This is a genomic window from Knoellia subterranea KCTC 19937, from assembly GCF_000768685.1.
Taxonomy (GTDB): Bacteria; Actinomycetota; Actinomycetes; order Actinomycetales; family Dermatophilaceae; genus Knoellia; species Knoellia subterranea.
In genome coordinates, this window is record NZ_AVPK01000001.1 from 398426 (window position 1) to 420414 (window position 21989).

Consider the following 21989-nt stretch of genomic DNA (forward strand, 5'->3'; position numbering starts at 1 on the left):
CAACAAGGGTTCGGTGCCGACCGGGTTCAGGGTCGACCCGGGGCCGCATCGGGGGTGATCCGGGTGCCGCTGGGCGAGCTCGCCCGACACCGTGGAGAGCATGACCAGTGCGGCGGTGCGGAGTGCCGGAGTTGCCGGAGTTGCCGGTTTGCGTGGTGCGAGCGGGGCGGTCGTCCGGCGTCCCTCGCGGGTGATGGTGCGCCGGGTCGGGCAGGTGACCTTTGCCGTCGCGGCGGTGGCCCTGCTCCTGGGTGTCGCACTCCCCCGGGTCGCCGGGGTGTCGTGGTCCACCGCGGGGTCGGTGATCGGGTCCGTCGAACCGTGGCAACTGTTGGGGCTCGGTGCGCTCTGGCTGTTGGGGTTGTGGGCGTACTCCTTCGTCATGGCCGCGTCGCTGCCCGGGCTGACGAAGGGACAGGGCATGGCGCTCAACCTCGTCGGGAGCGGAGTGTCGAACCTCGTGCCGTTCGGGGGCGCCGTCGGCGTCGGGGTGACGTGGAAGATGGCGCGGCAGTACGGGTTCAGCCACCGCAGCCTCGGCCTCTTCACTGCCGTGACCGGAGTGTGGAACGTCCTGGCCCGGCTGGCCCTGCCGGTCGTGGGGGTGGCCGGCTTGCTCGCCGTCGGGGCTCGGGTGGATGGCCCGGTCCGGCTCGCTGCCCTCGTCGCGGCGGGACTGTGTTGCGCTCTGGGTGCGCTCGTCGGGGTCGCGCTGGCTCGGGAGGCGACCGCCCTCCGGGTGGCACGGTGGGCCAACACAATCGGTCGCGGCGTTGCCGGCGTGCTCCGGCGCGAAGCACCCGGTCCGGTGGACGGCGAACTGCTCGCGCTCCGCGGCAACACCCTGGCGCTGCTGCAGGCCCGTCGGGCCGGGTTGGTCCTCGGAATGCTGGGCCACGTCACGTTGCAGGGGGTGCTGATGTGGGCCTGCCTCGCCGCCGTCGGCAGTGAGTTGGGCGCCGCCGAGGTCACCTCTGCCTACGCGTTGGGGCGGATGCTCACGATCGTCGTGCTCACGCCGGGCGGGACGGGTTTCGCGGAGACGGGTGCGGTCGCCACGCTCATCGCGCTCGGGGGTGACCCCGCGACTAGCCTGGCGGGGGTGCTGCTCTTCAGCTTCTTCACGTTCGTGTGCGAGATCCCGGGGGCCGCCCTCGCCTACGGCTGGCACCTCGCCGCACGCCACTGGCGACGGGAGCCTGTCGTGGACCCCATGACCGAGCGGCTGAAGGATCATTCGAGGTCGGCGCGAGCCCTCGACACGACGTTGACCATCGATGACAATCCAACGACGTGCGGACGCGGAAATATCCGAGCTGCTTGACGATCGGCCGTGACAGCCGCGACTGGAAGCGATCAAGGCCGGTCCCGGCCATCTCAGAGTTCGTTTGCCTGTCGAGGCCCTTGAGGATCGGAGGACTTCTACCTCGCACCGATCTCAAGAACCTCGACGATGCCCGAGCCTACGTTGTGCTGCCGTGTGCCCCGCGGCTACTGCGACCGTTGCGACCTGCTCGTCGGGCTGCCCGGTCTCCACGTGATCGGTGTCGATCGTGACGGTCGAGTCGGCCCTCGAGGTGATGGGCTGCCACTCGTGCGGCGTCATCGCGCACGGTCACGGCCGCGTGAACGTGCGGCTCGTCGATGCTCCCGCGTTCGGTCGCCCTGTCCGACTGATCTGGCGCAAGCGCCGCTGGCTGTCCCCGGCGCAAGCCTGCGGTGTCACCTCGTTCGTCGAGCAGAACGAGCACGTCGCGGCGCCACGCGCGCTGTTGACGGTCAGGGCGGCTGACACGCTCAGCGAGGCATTGGCACGAAAAGTCGTGGCCGCCCTACGAATCGCCACGTACTCACGCAACCGCCGATTCTCCGCCGTCACCCGGCGATTCTTCTCCAACTCGGTACTCGTGACACCCTTACGGGTCCTGGCATCAACCTCGGGCTGCGCGGCCCACCGCCGCAGGCTCTTCCTCCCGACACCGACGGGCCACCGCGTGGACGGCGGCCGTGGTCGCCGGATGATCGGCCCTCCAACTGGGGATCAATCACCTTCGGCATGTGCACATCCTCCTGGACTCAAACAGGAGAGCCATCAAACCTGGGATGCTTCTATGTCGTGTCAAGCGGCTGGCGTGACCGTCTGGGGCGGCTGTGCTGTGGCGAGCGTCCGGAAGATCTGACGGCTGACGTAGCGCTTCAGGCAGCGGCGGATCTCCTTGTTGGTCTTGCCTTCGGCAAGGCGACGATCGAGGTAGGCGCGGGTTTCGGCGTAGGTGCGAATCCGGGTGAGCACGATCGTGTTCAGGGCTCGGTTGAGCTGGCGGTCGCCGCCGCGGTTGAGGCGGTGGCGGACGGTGTTGCCCGAGGATGCCGGGATCGGCGCGGTGCCGGCGATCTGGGCGAAGGCGGCCTCGCTGCGGATCCTTCCGGGGTGGGACCAGACGGTTAACACGATCGCGGCCGTGATCGCTCCTACGCCGTGGAGCTCAAGCAGTTCGGGCGCTTCGGCGGTCACCAGCTCGGTGAGGGTGGCACGGTTGTCGGCCAAGTCCTGGTCGAGGGCCAGCGTCCGCTTGGCAAGCCGTACGGCCTCGGCTCGTGCGGTGGCGGTGCCGACCGGTTCCTCGCGGCGCCGCCACCCGGCGATGGTGCTGATCTGGTGTGTGCTCAAGGCCTTGCGTGAGTCGACACCGAGGTCGTGGCTGCGCACCAGCGCGGTCAGCGCGTTGATGCACCGCACCCGCTCGACGTTGAGGTGCTCGCGTGCCACGGTCAGCACCTGCAGGGCCGTACGTGCTTGGCCTGCGCGGCGATCGCGCAGCATCGTCAACGGCAGCACCAAGGTTGAACGGGCGGCGAGCACCGCGTCGAGGGCGTCGGTCTTTCCCCGGCCTCGTTCGCGTCGCGGTGTCGGCGCCTCGACCACGCGGTACCCGGCGTCCTCGAGGACATCACCTAGAATCGCGCCGTAGGAACCGGTTCCTTCAGCAGCGATCAGGACGCCGTCCAGGTCGCCATCGGTACGGCGGCCGATCCAGTCCCGGGCACGGCGCAGGCCAGCGGGAGTGGTCGGGAAGGTCGACTGGTCGAGCAGGGCGCCGCCGGAGGCAGCGACGATGGCGTAGCTGTGCGTCGCGGCATGGGTATCGACCCCGATGACGTAGCGGTAGTGGTCGGCCACGGTGGCAGGCAGACTGGACATGCGATGTTCTCCTCACTGATCGGGATGGACGTCGTTGCCGGCGTCAGCCCGGGCGAGAAGTCACGACGAGGCGGGCCTGTAATGAGTCACACCGCCGGGACGGCAATCCCGACGGTCGACATGCTTCTGATCAAGCCATCGTTGTGGGCCAGGGTTGGCGCCGGCACCCCGCGCACGCTGGACAGATCCCGGGCAGACACCCCAAGGGGTCAGGCGGTTCAGGAGTCACAACGCACGCCGGGTGACCGGCGACAACCCTGCCAGCCAGCCCCAGGCCAGCCACGACGAAGACTTACAGGCGGTTCACTTGCCTCTGATCTCGACGGCTTCGCCTGAGTCGAGAAAGTCCTTGGCAATCTTGATCGCCATTTCTACGGCAATAGCGTGACTTTTTGCTGTCGCCAGCAACTCCACGTCCTCAATGTCACCCACAAGAATGACCTGATACCGACGGCGGCGACGCACCAGGAAGTCCAGCCCGTTAACAACGCCGACCGCAATCTCCACGAGGGGGGCGAGGTCCACTCCCGCCAACGACACGCCATCGCTGGACAGCGGGGGTGGTTCCCGGGTGATGTCGATCCAACGGGTGTGTGCCATTACCTCATCCCTCGGTTCCAGCTGTGGCGATTCTGAGCGTATTTGTTCACCCAACTTCCGCTGCTCCCTGCGTAGGTAACTGCCCATCTGGTGGAGCGTCGGGACTCCCTCCAGAACTTTGATCGCGTGGATCGTCGGTGCCCACTGCGCCACGCTCGTCCGCCCCCGTACTTCAGGTATCGCGCGGCCCTCCCCATGCCGCCAGTCGCGATCGTCAACACACCATCGCGAGCCGAGGCACGCCAAGTGCGGCGCCACCCTCCCCCATTGCTGGCGCGTTGCTGGCTGCCCATTCCCCATGCCGCCGCACCCATGACAGCACAAGCGGCCCAGCCGACTCCAGGCACCATACAGCCCCCGGCCGCCGCAAGGGTTGCGATCGTTCCACGGTGACGCCAAGCCCACTTTCCAGCCCGCTTGGCCCACTTCTTCCAGCGTCCCCATTGGCCATCCAAATCGAACTGGTTGATGGGGTCGTTGGGGTAGGTGTAGGCGGTGTCGTTGCCTCCGGGGACGGAGTCGAGGCTGGTGAAGAGTCCTCGTGCCGCGTTGCCAATCGTGGATCCGGGTTTCAGACCTTCGCGTACACCCTCGATTGGGTTGGGTGAGGCAACAGGGGCGCAGTCATTCGCGACCATTGGGCGTCCTCCAACTGCTCCGGGGGCACATAGAGATCGAGCGCCCATCGGCCTTCTACTTCCCCACAGGAAACCTGCACGGCACCAAATCGACTCCGAAGGGCGTCCTGGATGGCACTCTCACTCTTATCCATCAGAGCCTCGCACTCACTGCGGCTACTCACGCTGACGCTCGCCGATAGGCCACCTGTTGCATCATCACACGGCGTGGAGTATCTGACGCTCGATCGCGGGACACTAGTTCGCGACAGAGCCACGTCGATGTCACGCGACCACGGCTCATAGATCTGTGCGCACGACTCCTGCTTGGCGCCGGAGCACGCCACAATTGTGGATAGCGCAACAACGACTCCGACTGCCCATCCTATAAGGCAGCGGAGGCCGCTCCTATCGTCTGGCATAGTATCCCCTTCGAACATACAAGCCCACCAGGCTTTCGGCTCGACTTGACCAGGAGCGCGGCCTCCACCAAGTTGTGCTGAATACGGCTCGCCCGATCCCGCGGCCGTAGCTGTTATTCGCTTGGTCGCGCGCGCTGTCGCGCCGATCCCTAGTGCCGTGCTCATGAGCGTTTCCCCAGGAACGTGCAGCATTGGACCCAAGCATCAGGGTCAGCATCGCCTGCCAGTACATATGCCTGTACGCCTCTTTGGCATTGCCTCCATACTTGAATTTCCGGTTGGTCTTCTTTGCGGCCAGCAGGCTCACGTAAACGTAAATTCCACATGCGATCCGATTCGCCTTACACTTCGAGCGCTCCTTCTTATTCATTTTGAGTCCCTTGTAAGAGTATCTACCATCCAGATCGAACCTATTTACAGGGTCGCTGGGGTAGGTGTAGGCGGTGTCGTTGCCTCCGGGGACGGGGTCGAGGCTTGTGAAGAGTCCTCGTGCTGCGTTGTAGAACCGCACGCCCATGAGGGTGAGTCCGGCGGTGGCGGCGCTGGTGGCGCGTTGTTTGGCGCCGAGCCAGCCGTAGCCGAGGGGTCCGTCGACTTGGTCGGTGCTGCCGCTGTCGCTGGTGTTGTTGCCGTATTCGTCGTAGGTGGCCCAGCCGGTGATCGCGGTCGCCGGTGTGGATGCTGTTTGGGCTGCGGGGATGTCGACGCTGGTGACGACGTCGCCGTGGGGGTTGGCCAGGGAGAGGTTGAGTCCGCCGTCGGCTGCGATGGTGGCGGACAGGTCGCCGCCGAGGGATTCGGTGAACCGGGTGGTGGAGGTGCTGGTGGGTGTCGTGACGTCGATCCAGGCGGGGTTGTCGGACTCGTCGGTGTACCGCCGTGTCGTCGTGGTCGTCCCGGTGGTTTGGACGGAGCGGCGCCCGTTCGCGTCGAGGGTGAACGTTGTTGAGGTGCCGCCTTGGGTGACGGTGCGGGGTTGGTCGTCGTCGAAGTAGCCGAGGGCGATGTTCCCGGCGGTGGGGTTGGGGGCGTCGGCGGCGGGGAGGGTGGTTTGCCGTCCGAACGTGTCGTAGACGTAGTTGCCCGTGGTGATGACGGGCCCGGTCCTGCTGGTGGTGGGCCGGTCGGCTGCGTCGTAGCCGGTAGTGGCCACGGTCGTGGTCGTGCCGGTGCTGGCGCAGTTGCCGTCGTCGCGGGTGGTGGTGGCGAGGTGGGTGCGGCGCCCGTTCTTGTCGAACGTGTACGCCCGGGTGGTGCAGGCTGCGACGAGTTCTCCTGTGGCGGGGTCCAGGGTCGAGGAGGCGTCGTCGACCTGGACGAGCCGCCCGGCGTGGTCGTACTGGTACTCCCGTCCGTAGGACGAGGCTGCGTCGACCTGCTCCGTCCACGGCTTGACGTCACCGAGGGTGGGAACCCCGGGCCCGTTGTCGAACGCGGCACCGGCGCCGGTGGCTTCGAACCTCACCCGACCGGCTGCGTCGTTGACGACCCCCCAGGTGAGCCACGGCTGGTTCTGTGTGACGGTGCCGTCCTCGTCCGTGACCTGGCCCCGGTACTGGAGCTGGGTGACCTCCCCGGCCTCGTCGTACGTGGTGGCTTGGGTGATGCCGCCGGGCAGCGACTGCTGCGTCAGATTCCCGTCAGCGTCGTAGGTGGCGCCGTACGTGAGGGAGCCGGCGGTACCGCCCCGGGTGATCGTCAACGAGGTGGTGAGGCCGCGGCGCTCACCGGTGCCGTCGTACCCATACGTCGTCGTGCCCTTGGCGTCGGTGACGGTGGCGACGCGCCCGGCCGTGTCGTAGGTGGTGGTGACGGTGCCGGCGTCGCCGTTCTGCGTCTTGACGCGCCCCCACCGGTCGTACGTGGTCGTGGTGCGACCCGCAGTGTCGGCGTCGGTGCCGGCCACGTTGAGGTTGCCGGTGTAGGTGACGAGCCCGGTGGCGGTGTCGTACTTCGTGAACGAGCCGGGCCGGGCAGTCGCGGCGGACTGACCGGCAATGCCGGACGCGACCGTCTTGACCGTGACGGGCCGTTCGGCCGCGTCGTACGTCGTCGTGGTCGTGCGCGACGTGGCACCGGAGGTTTCGACCTCGAGGGTGGGCTTGAGCCACATCGAGTAGCCAGCGGTCCGGCTGTCCGGGAGGGCGGCCCCACCGGGTTGCGCGGCCGGGTAGGTGCGGCAGGTCAGCCCGGCCCATTCCGGCTTCCCGCCGCAGACCGCGTTCGGGGCGGCCTGGGCGGCGGCGGTATAGTACGCGGTCTTCGTCGTGCCCGCGTCGGACCCGCTGGACACGGGTTGACGGGTGTCGGTGACGCGGCCCATCGTGTCGTAGCGGGTGGTCTTGACGATGTTCCCGCTTGCCTCGCCGGGCATGACCGTGGTGACCCGGGACGCGGCACCAAGGGCCCACCCGTGGCCTTCAGTGGCGTCGGCACTGTTGAGCTTGTCGTACACGGTCTGGGTCATCGAGAAGACTTCGAGGTCGGTCGCGTTCACGGATGCGGCGGAGTCGGTCACGCCGGTGGTTTCGGTGGTGGCCAGGGAGTACCGCTGGCTCGTGATTGGGTTGATCCCACTGTTGGGGGCGCCCTCGTCATAGACGGTGCGGGTGTGCGGTCGGGCCGTGACCCGGACCTGCTCCCCCGGTGTCGTGGCCAAGGCGACTTCACGGGCCGGCCCGAACGTGTCGGTGACGCGGGACCCTGCCCCGAGGATGATCTCGCCGGCGGCGTTCTTCTCCTCGAGGTTGTACAGCGTCTGCGTGGACAGGGCGTCGACCTGCGCGTCCGACCAGGACGGGTTGGCTCTGGCCGCGGCGGTAGCGGAGGCGTCGAGGGCACGGATGACGTTGTCGTTGGCGTCGTAGTCGGTGGACGTGACCAGCCACGTCCCGCCGGCGCCGTAACTGGCGGTGTTGACGGTGTAGCCGAGGTCGTCGACGTAGGACAGGTCGGCGTACTGCCAGTTGCTGCCGGTCGGGGTGTCGGGGCCGGTGTAGTCCTGCCCGAAGACCGCGAACCCGGTCACGGGTGCTTTCGCCTGCCGGTACGCAGCCACAGCGTCGGACACCGTCGGCAAACCGGAGCCGGACGTCGGCGCGCCGTACACGTACCGGTTGGTGGTCACGTCGGCTCCGCCGGCGGTCGGGTTCTCCCGGGTCACCTTGGTCAGGCGGCCGCTGCTGTCGTAGGTCAGTTTCGTTGCGGCCATCGACGCGGAGGAGACGGACGCGATCCGGGTCGTGGAGCCGGACCAGGTGTACGTCGTCCCCAGGCCGGAGCGAGGATCAGTGACCTTCACCAGGCGCCCGGACGTGTCGTACAGGTACTGCGCGACGATCGTCGCCTTCATCGACGACGATGCCGGATCCCACAACTGCGCGCTCACCTGCTTCACCCGCCCGATGTAGTCGCCCGGGACAGTGCCCGTCGCGGTCGTCGTCGTGGCGTAGGCGATGTCGAGGGCGCGGCACCCCCGAGCCAACACTCCAGAGATCGGGCAGTCCGTGTCGGCCACACCGACCGGGGTGGGCGCCACGATCCGGGTCACACGCCCCAGGCTGTCGTGGGCGTAACGGGTGCTCCCCGCGTCGGAGTCGGTGCGTGCCTGCCCCGGCTCAGTGATCGTGGCCGGCTTCCACACCGTGGCCGTCGTCGTGGAGGGTGCCGCGACCGGCTTCCACGTCGTGGCCGTCCCGTCCTCCTCCGTCAACGTCAGGACCGTGCCCGTGCCCGTCCCGGTGATCGTGAGCAGGGTCCCGGAGTTTTCCGTATCGTCGGTGCCAGCGACATACTTCTCGCTGCCGATGGGATAGGTGCGCTTCCCGGCCGAGTTCACATAGACCAGCGGTTCACCCTCCTCATCCATGAAGACCATGGAGCCGTCGATGCGGGTGTTGTCGACCACCGTCAGCCCAGCCAGCCCGGCCTCACCACCGTCGAGGTTGGCGGTGAACCCGGGCCCGAACACCCCGGTGACCGGGTCCGAAGGCCAGTTCGCCAGCGTGCCGTCACCAGCGAACGACACGTGCGAGCGGGAGAGCGAAATGTCTCCCGTATAACCCGGGACGGACACATCGGTTCCGGACAGCGACACCTCACCGGTGTACTGAGCCACCTGCCCGACGCCGGCGTCAGCACCGGATACCCGGCACCGAACGCGTGCGGCAGACGCGTCACCGTCACCGGCGACTGCGACCACGTGCACTGCGTCCCAGCCGCGCCACCGCTGTAGGTGAAACACACCTGGACGTCCAGACGCACCGGGACGCGCGAGGGGATGTCCGCCGTCGCGTCCTTCTCCCGGACCGCAGAAGTCAGGTCGAACGTGGTCGCGTACACGGCCGGGCCACCCGCCTGCGGAAACGTCACCGTGCTCGACGCGGCGGCGCCGTCGGTCCAGCCCTGAGTTTCGTTGCCCGAGCCCGCGACGCGCCACTGCACCTTGCCGGAGACGGTGCTGGCACCACCCTTGGGTGCGCCACCCGCACCAACCCGGATCTTCCCCGAACTCGTCGTGCCGTCGGTGGGGACAGTCATCGACGCCGAACCCCAACCGAACCCGTGCGTGGTCGTGGTAGGCACCAGGGACCGACCCAAGGCGGTGACCTTGATCTCGTGATACCCACGCTGGGACGGCAAGAACTGCCTGGTGTACTGGGCAGGCACGTTCGGATCGTTGGTGGTCTGGATCGTCTGCCGCGGCAGGGCCACCCCGTCCACGGTGATGTCGAGGTAGGCGGGAGTGAAGTAGTTGCTGGAGACTCCGTACGCCTTCACCGTGCACGTCACGGCCCCGGCCGGGTCCGTGTCGGTCCACACCCCCGAGGCGTATCCGCGGTCACACACCACATTCGGGGCCGGCGGCGCCGACGTCTGCACATAGAACGACCGCCACGGCGACCATGTCCCGTTCCACAAACCCCGCTCGTCCTTGACCGCCGCGCGGGCGTAGTAGACCGGGATCCCCGGCGCGGGCGCGTTCTGCGCCAACTCGACCGGGACGACACACGTCGCGGGCTTCCCCGACTCCACGAACGCCGATGCACACGACGTGACCTTGGTCGTGCCGCTGGTGTCCTTGTGCACCTCGAACGTCACCGACACCATGCTGCCGTCCGGGTCAGTCGCCGACGACGACAACTTCGGGGTCGTGTCATTGACGAACGGGGAATGCGCAGAACCACCCGGCGGGATGTACGTGTTCGCGTCCGGCAGCGACGGCATCGCAGCTGGGTTCGGCTTCCGGTTGTACGTGTACGTGATGTACGGGTCCTGACTCGACTCCAGCGAGGAGAACTTCTTCCACCCGGACGAGTCCGTTTCCGACGCAGACAACTTCAACGAACCACTCTGAAAACCCGTCCGGGTCCACCCCTGCACCACCGGCGTGATCGGCACCGAAATCCGCCCCGCGGCACACCCCGTCGCGCCCTTGGCAACCGACACCGACCCCGCCAACGCATACTGCGTCGGCTGATTCCCCCACGTCGTCGCCGTCGACGCCGAACCCGAATTGTGGGCATACACCGGCCTGGCCGTGCACGAGAACGAATGGAACTCATACAACGACAACGACGCCGAAACGACATCGACCCCCTGAATCGACCCCACCGGAAAGTTCAAATACGACCGGGCCACATCGCCGCCACCGTCATACGTCCCCACCCGCAACTCCGTCATCGACTGCGGAGCAGTCGAGTTCGCCCACGACGTCGACACAAACGTGTCAAAACTCGTCGTGATGCTCGACCCGGTCGCGTACGTCGGATCAATCGTGATCGGCGCAACCCGCTCCGCAGAAGCCAGCCACTCCCGATCCGGCGTCACCGTCAACACCGCCTGCCCCGGGTTCCTCTGCGCCACGGTCATCGCCACCGGCGACTCATTGACCCGGTTCCCCGACGCCGCGTCAACCTCGCCGTCCCACGCCAACGGCGCCGCGAACGACGACACCACCACGCCCTTGCCGTCGACGAACGAGACACTCCCGTCCCGCTCCGCCCTCGCCGTCAAACCCTTCGTCTTCAACGGGAACGAGAACGACACCGGCTGCCCGCCGGCCTTTTCGAGCAGGGCGTCACGGGCCGCAAGGGTCTTGATCACGACATCGGACTCGAAACCGGTCCGGCGCGAATGCACCACAAAATCGACACCCGGCAGCACCTCCGGGTACGTCGCCGACTCACCCCTGAGAACCGGAGCAGGCAACACGCCCGGCCAGACGAGGCCGACACTGCGCCCCGACTTCTCGTCCACCTGAACCGCGTCCGTGCCGCCAACAGCCCTGCCGCCCTTGCCCGCCCCGGCGTTCTTGCCCGCCAGCGACAGCCCGCCGGGGTGGCCGACCGCACCGGCGGTGCCGTCGGACTTGGACTCCACATCAAGAGCGACGTTGACCCAGGCCGCGTTCTTCGGGTCCTTCGCCTTCGGATCCCTGAACCGGATCGGGCCCTGATGCTGCTCAGTGGTCCACGTCCCATCCGGATTCACCCACGTCGACGACGACTCCGTCCGCAACTGCTCCACCTCGACGCGCGAACCCTGCGCCCGCGCCGCCAACCGCGCCGACACCGCATCCGGACGCGAACTCACCGACCCAGCCGGAACCTTCACTGCCGGCGCCGCCGCCACCGTCCCCGACGGAGTCGCGTCCGAGATCGGCGCGATCGTCACCACAAGAGCCGCCGACGCGGCATACGCCACACCCCGCAACACCGGCCGCAACAGACCCCCGACATACAACCGGTCAAAGAAGCGCGAAGACGCCGAGGAAGCCGACACGGCCCAACCCCTGAACTACGAACGACCCCCCAATAGGGCCAAGCAAGGAGAAGAGTGACAGGCGGCGTGCCGACGGCGCACCCTTTTGGGGATTTTCCTCACCTTTACTCTTCACGTGCTCCTACACGACGCGGTTCACTCGAGGTCGGCGCGGGCCCTGGACACGACGTTGATTCGGACTCCGTCCGACACGAGCCACCCGATGAAGGGCACGTCGGCGACACCGGACATCCGGACGACGGCGAGCTCGCCGTCGGGGGTGCCCGTGGCGGCTCCGAGCCCCCATTGAGTCATTCCGCTGGGCAGCGGTCGGCTCGAGACGTACTCCGCTGCAGTCTCGCGGACCGAGGAGTTGCTCAGCGGGACGGCTCCACCGACACCTCCCCCGTATGCCGTGTCGTCCAGTGCGTTCGCGGCCGCCAGTGCCGCTCCGTCGGCGACGTCGAGGAGCTTCATCCGGGACAAGTGGACCGACGTCACGGCGATGACGCCGGTGATGAGCAGGATGCAGATCATGGAGAACACGAGGATGAGCAGCATCACGCGGCCTTCCTCATCGCGCTGAAATGCCCTGCGGGACAGGCGAGTTCGCACCCGCTGCCAGTGCGCCATCATGGTGCGCCTCTGAAGCGGTCGACCGTCGAGAGGTGGGACGCGGTGAGCGGGACTTCCAGCGGCACGACGTCGCGGGCGAACGCCGGGATGAGGGGCAACGGCACCGTGACGTGAGCGGTCGTCTCGACGCGAGCCTCCGGCGTCAAACACGGCGAGGTCGAGCAGGCAATGTCCAACGAGCCCTGACCGTCGAAGCCCTGGTCACCGAACGCCACGTTCGCCGCCGCGTGGGCGCGACCGGCTGCATCCTCGCCGGATTCTGCCGTGACGAACGCACGGCCGGCCTCGCGCGCAGCCGTGGTCACGGCATACGAGCCGGCTTGCACCCGAGCCAGAGCCATGACGAGATAGATCAGCGGCACGAGGAGCAGCACGCCGAGGAAGACGAACTCCACCACGGCACTCCCCTCCTCCGAGCGGGCCCGCCCCCACCTGTCGCGCCAGGTCACTGCCGCTCCAGGAACGCACGGCCGGTGACGTCGAGCTGCCCGTCCGGTCCCAGCAGACCAATGACCGGGAAGGGCGCACGCACCCGCACCTCCACGACCTGCACCCCACCCACGACCCCAGTTCCCACGGTGACGTTGTCGGCATAGCTGTCGGCCAACGAAGCGGAAATCAGTTCGCGGGCACGCGCAGCACCCAGTCCCGGTTCCGCGTCAGCCCGGGCACCAAGCCGCGCACCCTCGCTCGCACAGGAGATGAGGGTGTTGCGGATGTGGAGGACGAGCCCGAGCTGGAAGACGGCCATGAAGAGGAACACGACCAACGCCGTGACCATGACGAACTCGGTCACGGCCGACCCGCGCTCGTCCCGAGGGACGAGCAGCACCGGTTCAGCCGCCCGTGACGCTGTTCATCGCGCGTTCGAACATGCGCTGGAGCTGGTCCTCCGCCACCACCCAGATGGCAGCGACGAGCCCGGCCGTCATGAGCGTGATGAGGACCCAGCCCGGCACGTCGCCCCGCTCGCGGCGGGTGACGGCGTCGTCGAGGAGGTTCCTCGCGGCGAACTGGGCCCGGATGAGGCTGCGCTGGATGTGCTGCATGATCATGCCTTTCGGTGGTGTCACATCGTGAACTTGAGGAAGGAAAAGCCGGGGAAGACAGCGAAGAGCACCGTCACGGGCAGCACGAGGAACACGACCGGGACCATCATCGCGATCTCCTTCTTGCCACCTGCCTCCATGACGGCGCGGCGGCCCTCCTCGCGCACGTCCTGAGCCTGGGCTCGAAGGACGTCGGCCAAGGGGGTGCCGCGCTCGACGGCGATGACGATGCCGTCGACGAAACGGGTCAGGCTCATCAGTCCGGTGCGATCGGCCAGTCCCTGAAGGGCTGCCTGCAGGCTGGCGCCGGCCCGGGCGTCGGCCAGACACTGACGCAACTCGTCGGACAGGGCGCCGTGGGACAGACGGCAGACTCGCTCCAGCGCCCCGACGGCCCCTTCACCGGCGCCGACGGCGAGAGCGAGCAACTCGGCCACAGTGGGGAACTCGGCGAGCATCCGTTCTTCGCGCTTGTTGGCGCGGTGGCTCAGGAACCAGTCGGCGGCAGCCACCCCCGACGCCACACCGATGCCGGTCAGGAGAAGCACAAGAACCGGACTCGTTCCGCGGGTCAGCACCGAGAGAGACCCGAGGACCAACATCGAAAGACCCGCAGTCGCACCCCAGACGACCTGCTGGGCGCGGAAGCGGTCCACGTCAGGTGCCTGCCCCGCCCGCAGCAAGCGTCGCCGCACGGACGGCGCCCCACCCATGATCCGCTCGACGTGGCCCGACAGTTGTCCGACGACCGGGGCCAGGAGGGTGCCGAGCACGCCGTGCGACGGAGCATCGGAGGCGAGCAGGTTCGACGGGCGCGGAGCGTCCTTGAGGTAGGGCAGGACGCGGTCGCCGAGACCGGCACGTCGGTGTCGGGGCAGGCCGAACCAGACGAGCAGCAGACCGCTGCCGACGAGGAAGCCGAGGATCGCACCCGAACGCGCGAGGTCGGTCATCGCAGCACCCGCTCGTCCTCGGGAAGCCGACCGATGCGGATCATGAGCCAGTACGCAACCATCGTGATGGCGGCGCCCACGAGCAACACGATCGCCCCCGTCGCAGATGAGTACGCCTGCACCGACTCCGGCCTGGTCGACAACATCGCGAGCACGATCCACGGCGCCGCGACGGCCAACCGGGCCGCGTTGACCGTCCACGACTGCCGAGTCTCGAGCTCGGCCCGGGTCCGCGAGTCCTCCCGCAGGAACACCGACAGAGTCCGCAGCAGTCGGCCGAGATCGCTGCCTCCGACCTCACGGGCGATGCGCAGCGACTCGATCAACCGATCGGCGATCGGGTCACTCAGCCGCTCCTTGAGCCGGTCGAGGCAGTCGTGGAAGCGGCCCGTGATCCGGTAGTCCTGCGCGAACGCCTGAAACGCAGGACGCAACTCCTCCGGACCCCGATGCCCCAGTTGGGACACCGCCTCCGGCAAGGACATCCCGGCGCGCACCGCCGACGTGATGTTGTCCACCGCATCCGGCCACAGGTCCCGCAACCGATTGCGCCGCGCCCGTGCCCGCATCCGCACGAGGGCATAAGGCCCCCAAGCCGCCATCACCGCAAAGCAGAACGCGATCGCCGGAACCCCGACCACGGCATACACAAAGAGAAAGACCAGAGTGAAAGCGACGGAACACCCGACCAGCAGAGTGCGCGGCGTGATCGTCGGATAGCCGGCCTGCACCAGGTCGTCGCGGAGGCGCCGGATCAGCGCCGGCGGCTCCGACTGGCGCTCCGGATCCACCTCGCGGGGCCAGAAACTCCACCAGATGAGGAACAGGCCCGTGCCGAACAGCAGGCCGAGGACGACGCCGGTCACGCGGGCTCCTGCGCCAACAACGCCGGCAGGTCGTAGCCGGCCCGCTCGAAGCGCTCCCGGTGCGGCGGATAACCATCGGCCCGCACCAGCTGCCCACCGCGCTGCACGAACAGGTCGGCGATCTCCACGACATCACCCTCGACGCGCCCTGGCACGGCAGCGATCTCACGCACCCGGCGCGTGCCGTCCCGCTCCAAGGCGGCGTGCACGACGATGTCGATCGAGCCGGCCACCGTCGGCACAACGAACCGCGAGCCCACGTTTTCCCCCGCGAGCAGCGGCAGCGTGCACATCTTCGTGATCGCCTCACGCGCGCTGTTGGCGTGAATCGTGCACATCCCCGGCAGACCACTGTTGAGGGCGATGAGGAGGTCGAGACTCTCGGCCTGACGCACCTCGCCGACGATGATCCGCGAGGGGCGCATGCGCAGCGCCTCCTTGACCAGACGCCGCAGCGGCACCTCGCCGGTGCCCTCGAGCGACGGCTGACGGCACTGCATCGATGCCACGTCGCGCAGCGGGATCTTCAGCTCGAAGACCTCCTACGTCGTACCTACCACCCACCCGAGGCCCAGTTTCTACGATCAACGCTAGACGCGCGAGAATTGCCTTCAGGATCATGCTGTCGGTGTTCTGGGCGAGACTGTGAGCGTGGACTTCGAGCGACCCTTCGTTGATGCGATGCAGGCAGCGGTCACTCCGACCGACGCGGATGTCCTCGTCGCTCGGAACGTCGTCGTTGCCGCGATGTCGGATGCAGATGAGCCTGTTCGGCTCACAGAGTTCGAGGATCGCTGGTTGCAAGCCGTGGGCGGGCACCGCCCCGCAGATCGCACCAGACTTACCGCGCTGCCGGGCACCGAACCGGGGCGGCGTCTCGCTGACCCCGATCCCAACGATCCTCACCTGGTTCAGTTCCGTGGCCGTCATGCGGTGCGTCGCGCGGTCGCACAGCTCACCGCTGAAGGTGTGATTACGCGCGGCGAGGGAAACCAGTACGACATCCAAGGGGAGCGGATCCAGGTCGACTACCCCGGCGGTGGTTCCAGTGCCCCCGTGCTGGTCCATTCCCCCTACATCAGTGACCAAGGCAGCACCCCGCGCTTCCTGCTCGTGCGGCCAGCCGACAACCACGGCACGGAGGTCTTGCTCCCGGTCGAGGAGTTGCTCGCTGGGCTCGACGAAATCTTGGGGCCGCGAGGGATGACCCTCGTACGTGAGAGCCGGCGAGCGTTGCTTCGCGGTTTGTATCTGGCGTCCTCGAGCCTGATGGCTGCGGCTTCCGAGGCTGCCTGGTTCAACCTTGCCCGTGCCGTCCCGACGCCACCAGCCGCGTTGGCCAGGAAGGTCGCCGAAGGCCGCGACATCGCTGAGGTCATTCGGCTCACGGAACAATGCCTCAGAGAGCTCAAACCCTCGCCGGGCTCAGCGACCCTCACAGAAGTCGCCACGCAGGCACACATGTTCCGGGAGGTGAGGAACTACGCGCTGCACCCGGTCGAGCCCCACGATGGCGACCGAGAAACTTGGCTGACGGAGACCGGAGCCACGCTCCTCACCGTCGCGGCCCGCCGCTATTTCGTGAAACTGGCCGACCTCCGCGAAAGACTTATCGGGTCAGTCGCGGGTCAGCCCTGACGAAGCGGAATCCGATGCGGGGCACCTCACGGATCGCGTGCAGGGTCAGTGAGGCGAGCTGAAGTCGGGGCCTTGCCCGGGCTGCCAAGCTTCGGCCTCGGGCTGCTTTGGTTCAGGGACGTCATTGCTGACGACCTCAGGCGAGGGTGACGGTGCCTCACCCAGAGTCAATCTCGCTTCGTTCTCGGCGATGACGTCCCTGCGCGCCGCCATGTAGGGCTTCCCCGTCTCCACCATGCGCTCACGGACTCGACGCTTGAAAGCCTTGTTCTCCCCCACGCCCGCATCTCCTCTCAACGAACTGAACCTCGGTCGTGACCGTACCGCGCGCACCTGACTATGACAGGTTCATTTGGCCCCACTGTGACGGTCTGATCTGGCCCCACTGGCGACTCGCCGGGGTGGTTGTGACGGTTTGATCTGGCCCCACCTCAGCCTTGCTCTCATCAGAGCACTCGAGGGATCGGGGTTGGGATGGGATCACGTGTGGAGTTGTTCGCTGCGATACGTCGGGACGCTCGGGTCGATGAGGTCTCGATCCGTGAGCTGGCCCGCCGTCATGGGGTGCACCGGCGGACCGTGAGGCAGGCGTTGGCGGCAGCTGAACCGAAGGCGCGGAAGGCACCAACCAGGTCGGCACCGCGGCTGGACCCGTTCAAGGACGCCATCGACGGCATGCTTCGCGCCGATCTGGTTGCGCCGAGGAAGCAGCGGCATACCGCGACCCGGATCCTCGCCCGCCTGATCGACGAACACGCCGCGACCGGACTGTCGTACTCGACGGTGCGGGACTACGTGCGGGTGCGCCGGGCACAGATCGACCTCGAAGGCGGCCGACGGCTTGAGGCCTTCATCGCGCAACACCACGGCCCGGGCGAGGAAGCCGAGGTCGACTTCGGCGAGGTCTGGGTCGTCCTGGGCGGGGTGAAGACCAAGTGCTACATGTTCGTGCTCTGGCTCTCCCACTCAGGGAAGGCCATTCACAGGGTCTACCCGACTCAGGCTCAGGAAGCGTTCCTCCAAGGCCACATCGAGGCGTTCGACGCGATCGGTGGGATCCCCACGAAGCACATCAAGTACGACAACCTCACCTCCGCAGTCACGGCCGTCATCCACGGCCCCGGACGGGCCAGGAACGAGAACGACCGGTGGGTGCTGTTCCGGTCGCACTACGGCTTTGACGCGTTCTACTGCCAGTCCGGAATCGAAGGCGCCCACGAGAAAGGCGGGGTCGAAGGGGCGGTCGGGTGGTTCCGCCGCAACCACCTGGTCCCGAGCGTCTGACCCTTCCTTACTGCCTGACGCGTAGGGAAGGTGGAAACCGTACCGATATTGGTACGGTTTCCACGCCGGACGACGCGGGCAAGCCAGGCAGACGGAGGTGTAGGGAGCAAGTGGTGCTCAAGCGCAGGCAGACGTACCGCGACACGTTGCGTGAGATCGCGGCAGGCGACTACGGCCTGATCACATTGCGTGACGCAGAGGCGTTGGGTGTTCCCGCCGTCGAAGTTCGCAAACTCGCATCACGCGGTTTCTTGGAACGGGTTGGGCACGGCCTGTACCGCGATCCGACGATCCCGCCATCCGACATGGACCAGTTCGCGTGGGCGGCCCGAGCTGTCGGGGACGACGCATACCTGATGGGCGAATCCGTCCTGGCCATGCACAACCTCGGGTTTGTGAACCCGGCCCGGATCACGGTCGGCACCCCTCGCCGGGTCTGGCGGGCCCTTCCCGCCGTGATCCATGCGGTCACCCGAAAGTTGCCTCCGGACGCGCTCACCGTCGAAGAGGGGGTTGCCCAGACCACCATCTACCAAGCGCTCATCGACTGTCTCCCGACCGTCATGACAAGCCGACTCCGTGACGCAGTGACAGAGGCCGGTCGCCGTGGCCTGCTCACGAAGCGAGAGCAAAGCGCCCTTCGCGCGCGGATCAGCCGACGGAGCACCGAGATGACGCGGTGACAGACAGCCGACTTTCCGGATCCGACGTGCTCGGCTCGTCACGCGCTCAGATCTTGGCTGTCCGGCGTCGACGCGCGACCGCCCAGCCATGCCGCGACGGTGGCGCTGAGCCGTAACGCCAGGACGGCTTCCGCCTGATCACTGCTTGCCGCGTCGTGTGCGTCGCTCTTGGTGTTTCGCACCGCCGTCATCCACGCGACCAGTTCTTCCAGCCCGCTGCCCAACTTTGTGTCTGCGCCCGCGAAACCACCGGAGCGCCGGGCGGACTTGAGACGCTCACCCAACGTGTTGCCCTCGTGGCCGGCCCGACGAAGAGCGACTTCGAGAGCAACTGCTGAGTCTGTGATCGCGTCACCGAACCGGTCGGCCCGAATCTCGCCCTCAGCTTCCCGCAGTTTGTCGGCCACATCTGTCCACCCGACACCGTCGAGGGCGTCCAGTGTTGGGCCCTCGACCACAGCCCGCGTTCCTGAGAACTCGCGGAACATGACCTCACCAGCGTCCGTCACGTGCAGGTCGTGCTTCTCCAAGACGGGCCTGAGGCTGTCAACGAGACGCTGCCGTCGAACCGCCCCGTCGAAGTCTGGTGTGCCCTCAGGTGCGCGATGCCAGAGCGATAGGTCTCGGGTCGGGTAGGTCTGGAGGTAGATGCAGAGGGTGTCAAGGAATACCTCTCGGTTGTCCGCCAGTGGGGAACTTGGCTCGATACGCCAGCGGCGGTCTCCGGAGGACGTGTCATCGACGTAGACGCGCATCTCCCGCATCCATTCGCCGCCGAGTAGTTCGTCTTCTGCCGCGTACGGCATTTGGCATTTGTCGCGCCAGGAGATGTCTGGGTCAAGACCGCAGTCCCGGTGGGCGAGGGCGACCAGTCGGATCGCCTCGCCCCATGCGTGAGCCAAGACCTCGACAGGGCTCACACGTCCACCTCCCCCGGCCGCCGCCTCGTGGTCTAGGGACATCGACGTCGGGTCGAGAAGGACTGGGAGCAAATCCTCAACCAGCGACCCGCAGTGGGTCCTCAGGTCGTCCTCGGGCACACCCATCGCCCGCGACTGCGCACTGAACAGGCGGAAGTTGAGCCCGGACAGGCACGGACCGCGAAGGAATGCGTTGGACTGAGACTCGCCCACGTCAATCAACCGTGTTGATCTCGAAGTTCCGCAAGTAGTCCCTATAGAGCCGCTGCGTCACCACGCCCGACGGGAGTTTGGAGATCACTTGCCGGTACTCGGTATCGGCATCGGTGACGATGAAGGTGTGCGTCAACGGTTGGTCCGAGTCCGCGCGAGCGTTTACCTCGAGCGCGAAGTCCGACCAGTGCTCCGGCTCGAAGAGGACGCCATACGTGCCCCCATCTGGGATCGCCCATCCCTTGTCAGTGTCGATGGCGTCGACACGCGGTCCCTGCGCACCAGCCATCAGCCATAGCAAAGGTGCAACCGCGTGGAACTTGCGGCCCAACGACACAAGCCCTGGATCCTCGTATGTCAGCTCGAAGAACTCGATGTTCTCGTCGAGGCCATCTGCCATCGGGAACGCATCGACCGAGTGATAGTCACCCCGTATCGGCTCACCAAGCGTCGACACGCCGGTGACGGCAGCGGTAAGACGCGGAACGGTGATGTTTTCGCAGATCCCGATGGACTTCCACTCAGCACTGCCGATGAAGTGGCCAGCAGCCCGCAGGACGCTCGCTTCGTCAGGTGACACCTCGTTGTTGGTCACCATGATGCTTCTCCGGTGTCCGCCGTCCTGATGATTGAGCCTCATCACGGCATGGGCGGTCGTACCCGACCCTGCGAAGAAGTCCAGCACCAGGGCGTCGGGCAGGTCGCCTATGAAGAACCGCAGGGCGTCCTCAACCGCGTACAGGCTCTTCGGGAAGGGAAACTTCCGATCGGGCAAGAGCTTGCCGAGAAGGCGAGACCCGTACTGCGTGGAGTCGTGAGTGGGGATGCGCCACTGTGTAGTCGGCACACTGATGCGTTCAGTCGAATCTAGGACCGACGTGATGATCGACCCATCGTCCGAGTGACCGAGCACCTCGTACATCCCGCTGGCGACCTTCTTCCGTTCGCCCTCAGCCAAGTAGTAGACAGGCGTGCGTTCGCCCTTGAACTTCCCCAGTCGAACGAAGCCGCCAGTGATGAGAGTCCGCAGGCTCGCAGGTTCAAGGCGCCACCTCCCCTCGGTTCCGTTGTCACGGATCGGCCAGATGGCGACACTGCCTTGGGGGGCCTGGAACGAGCTCTTGTCGACGTCGAGGCTCAACGGCTCGCCCACCTCAACGATGCGAGCACCATCGCTGGTGACGAGGATGGGATAGAACCCATTCGGTCGATCTCGCCGGCTCGGGCTCGACCCGGATTTGCGGAGCAGATCCCACCGAATCTCCCCTCGATGGGTGCGCCCCTTCGTGGTAATCCAGTCCGCGGTGAGCGACAGAGGCATCGCTCCCGCCTCGCCGATCATGACGAAGAAGTAGTACTCATCAGATCGCCCAAACATCCCCACACGGGCGACTGCGGCTGGGTTGATGTTGACGCTGACCATCTGGATCCGCGCGGAGGGAAATACTTGGGAGATCAGAAGCCCGAGGGTGTGAACCTCCTTCTCATCGATCGTGACAACAAGCACGGAACGACGCGGGTTGAGAAGTCGACCAGCCAGTTCAAGACGCTTCTGCATGAACGACAGCCACTTCGAATGACGGAAGGGGTCGTTGTCATCTACGTAGTCGTTGTTGTACTTCCAGTCGCGCGCGCCGGTGTTGTAGGGCGGATCGACATAGATGGCATCCACCTTGCCCTCATACGGGTAGAGCAGGGATTGGAGTGCGTGGAAGTTCTCACCGTTGATGACGGCATGGAAGGGCTTGTCACCGCCGTGCTGGAGGCGGCCGGTGGAGCGGAGCCCTGGAAAGATTGGGTCGCCGAACTCTCGTACGGGCACACATCGATCGGTCGGCACCTCCCGCTTCACGTCACGATCAGCCTTGTCCTGCAGTCGCGCGGTGCCGTTCACAACGGCATCAACGACCCACACGCCAGTGCGGTCGATCTGGGTTCGATCGTGGGTGTCTTCGACCATGACGTGGACCTTGTCGCCGCGGCGAATCCGAGTCTGCTGGTGAAGAAGGATGGACTCGGGCTTGTGCTCGTTGAAGACGAGCCCGAATTGCCGCTGGTTGGAGAGTTTTCGGAGCTCTTCTTCCAGGGCTGCTCGGAGGGTTGCGTCGGTGATGGAGGCGACGAGGTTGTCGATGTGTGCCATG

Annotated in this window: 15 protein-coding genes and 2 pseudogenes; 4 read left to right on the forward strand and 13 right to left on the reverse strand. The window is 66.6% G+C overall.

Annotated features, from left to right (window positions below):
- Window positions 1–100 precede the first annotated feature (100 nt).
- The gene (locus tag N803_RS01875) at window positions 101–1324 is read left to right on the forward strand and encodes a lysylphosphatidylglycerol synthase transmembrane domain-containing protein (protein ID WP_084763916.1); all 1224 of its coding nucleotides are present in this window, start codon (window positions 101–103) and stop codon (window positions 1322–1324) included.
- A gap of 795 nt (window positions 1325–2119) precedes the next feature.
- Here the strand turns inward: N803_RS01875 and N803_RS01880 are convergent.
- The 11 genes and pseudogenes from N803_RS01880 to N803_RS01925 form a co-directional block, all read right to left on the reverse strand.
- Window positions 2120–3202 carry an IS110 family RNA-guided transposase gene (locus tag N803_RS01880; protein ID WP_084763917.1) on the reverse strand — a complete coding sequence of 361 codons (1083 nt, stop codon included), beginning with the start codon at window positions 3200–3202 and terminating at the stop codon, window positions 2120–2122.
- Window positions 3203–3505: 303 nt separating this feature from the next.
- The gene (locus N803_RS01885) at window positions 3506–3802 is read right to left on the reverse strand and encodes a hypothetical protein (RefSeq protein ID WP_156969619.1); all 297 of its coding nucleotides are present in this window, start codon (window positions 3800–3802) and stop codon (window positions 3506–3508) included.
- Window positions 3803–4827: 1025 nt separating this feature from the next.
- The gene (locus tag N803_RS19080; protein WP_342666670.1) at window positions 4828–8718 is read right to left on the reverse strand and encodes an RHS repeat protein; all 3891 of its coding nucleotides are present in this window, start codon (window positions 8716–8718) and stop codon (window positions 4828–4830) included.
- A 32-nt stretch (window positions 8719–8750) separates the two neighbouring features.
- Window positions 8751–11624 carry a DNRLRE domain-containing protein gene (locus tag N803_RS18805; RefSeq protein WP_156969621.1) on the reverse strand — a complete coding sequence of 958 codons (2874 nt, stop codon included), beginning with the start codon at window positions 11622–11624 and terminating at the stop codon, window positions 8751–8753.
- Window positions 11625–11759: 135 nt separating this feature from the next.
- Window positions 11760–12164 carry a pilus assembly protein TadG-related protein gene (locus tag N803_RS01895; RefSeq protein WP_245616982.1) on the reverse strand — a complete coding sequence of 135 codons (405 nt, stop codon included), beginning with the start codon at window positions 12162–12164 and terminating at the stop codon, window positions 11760–11762.
- Between the two features lie 71 nt (window positions 12165–12235).
- On the reverse strand, window positions 12236–12637 hold the full coding sequence (locus tag N803_RS01900) for a pilus assembly protein (protein ID WP_245616950.1): 402 nt from the start codon (window positions 12635–12637) through the stop codon (window positions 12236–12238).
- A gap of 47 nt (window positions 12638–12684) precedes the next feature.
- A complete protein-coding gene (locus N803_RS01905; protein WP_281174946.1) occupies window positions 12685–13071 on the reverse strand; it encodes a TadE/TadG family type IV pilus assembly protein in 387 nt (128 codons plus the stop codon).
- A gap of 4 nt (window positions 13072–13075) precedes the next feature.
- A complete protein-coding gene (locus N803_RS01910) occupies window positions 13076–13288 on the reverse strand; it encodes a hypothetical protein (RefSeq protein ID WP_035902663.1) in 213 nt (70 codons plus the stop codon).
- Window positions 13289–13308: 20 nt separating this feature from the next.
- On the reverse strand, window positions 13309–14241 hold the full coding sequence (locus tag N803_RS01915; RefSeq protein ID WP_035902122.1) for a type II secretion system F family protein: 933 nt from the start codon (window positions 14239–14241) through the stop codon (window positions 13309–13311).
- Window positions 14238–15107 (reverse strand): type II secretion system F family protein, encoded by an 870-nt coding sequence (locus tag N803_RS01920; protein WP_035902126.1) that lies wholly within the window; start codon window positions 15105–15107, stop codon window positions 14238–14240. Before N803_RS01920 ends, N803_RS01915 begins: the two co-directional genes overlap by 4 nt.
- Window positions 15104–15649 (reverse strand): annotated as a pseudogene (locus N803_RS01925) (ATPase, T2SS/T4P/T4SS family); the annotation flags it as partial. The gene N803_RS01920 and the pseudogene N803_RS01925, both read right to left, overlap by 4 nt.
- 109 nt (window positions 15650–15758) lie before the next feature.
- Here N803_RS01925 and N803_RS01930 point away from each other — a divergent pair.
- The 3 genes and pseudogenes from N803_RS01930 (at window position 15759) to N803_RS01945 (ending at window position 18712) form a co-directional block, all read left to right on the forward strand.
- Entirely contained in the window at window positions 15759–16745 is a 987-nt protein-coding gene (locus N803_RS01930) for a hypothetical protein (RefSeq protein WP_156969622.1), read from the forward strand.
- A gap of 546 nt (window positions 16746–17291) precedes the next feature.
- A pseudogene (gene istA, locus N803_RS01940) lies at window positions 17292–18020 on the forward strand (IS21 family transposase); the annotation flags it as partial.
- Window positions 18021–18139: 119 nt separating this feature from the next.
- Window positions 18140–18712 carry a type IV toxin-antitoxin system AbiEi family antitoxin domain-containing protein gene (locus N803_RS01945; RefSeq protein WP_245616952.1) on the forward strand — a complete coding sequence of 191 codons (573 nt, stop codon included), beginning with the start codon at window positions 18140–18142 and terminating at the stop codon, window positions 18710–18712.
- A gap of 38 nt (window positions 18713–18750) precedes the next feature.
- On the opposite strand, the gene N803_RS01950 is transcribed toward N803_RS01945, so the two are convergent.
- Both N803_RS01950 and N803_RS01955 read right to left on the reverse strand, forming a co-directional pair.
- On the reverse strand, window positions 18751–19752 hold the full coding sequence (locus N803_RS01950) for an abortive infection family protein (protein WP_156969623.1): 1002 nt from the start codon (window positions 19750–19752) through the stop codon (window positions 18751–18753).
- Between the two features lie 94 nt (window positions 19753–19846).
- On the reverse strand, window positions 19847–21988 hold the full coding sequence (locus tag N803_RS01955) for a site-specific DNA-methyltransferase (protein WP_035902139.1): 2142 nt from the start codon (window positions 21986–21988) through the stop codon (window positions 19847–19849).
- Window position 21989 lies beyond the last annotated feature (1 nt).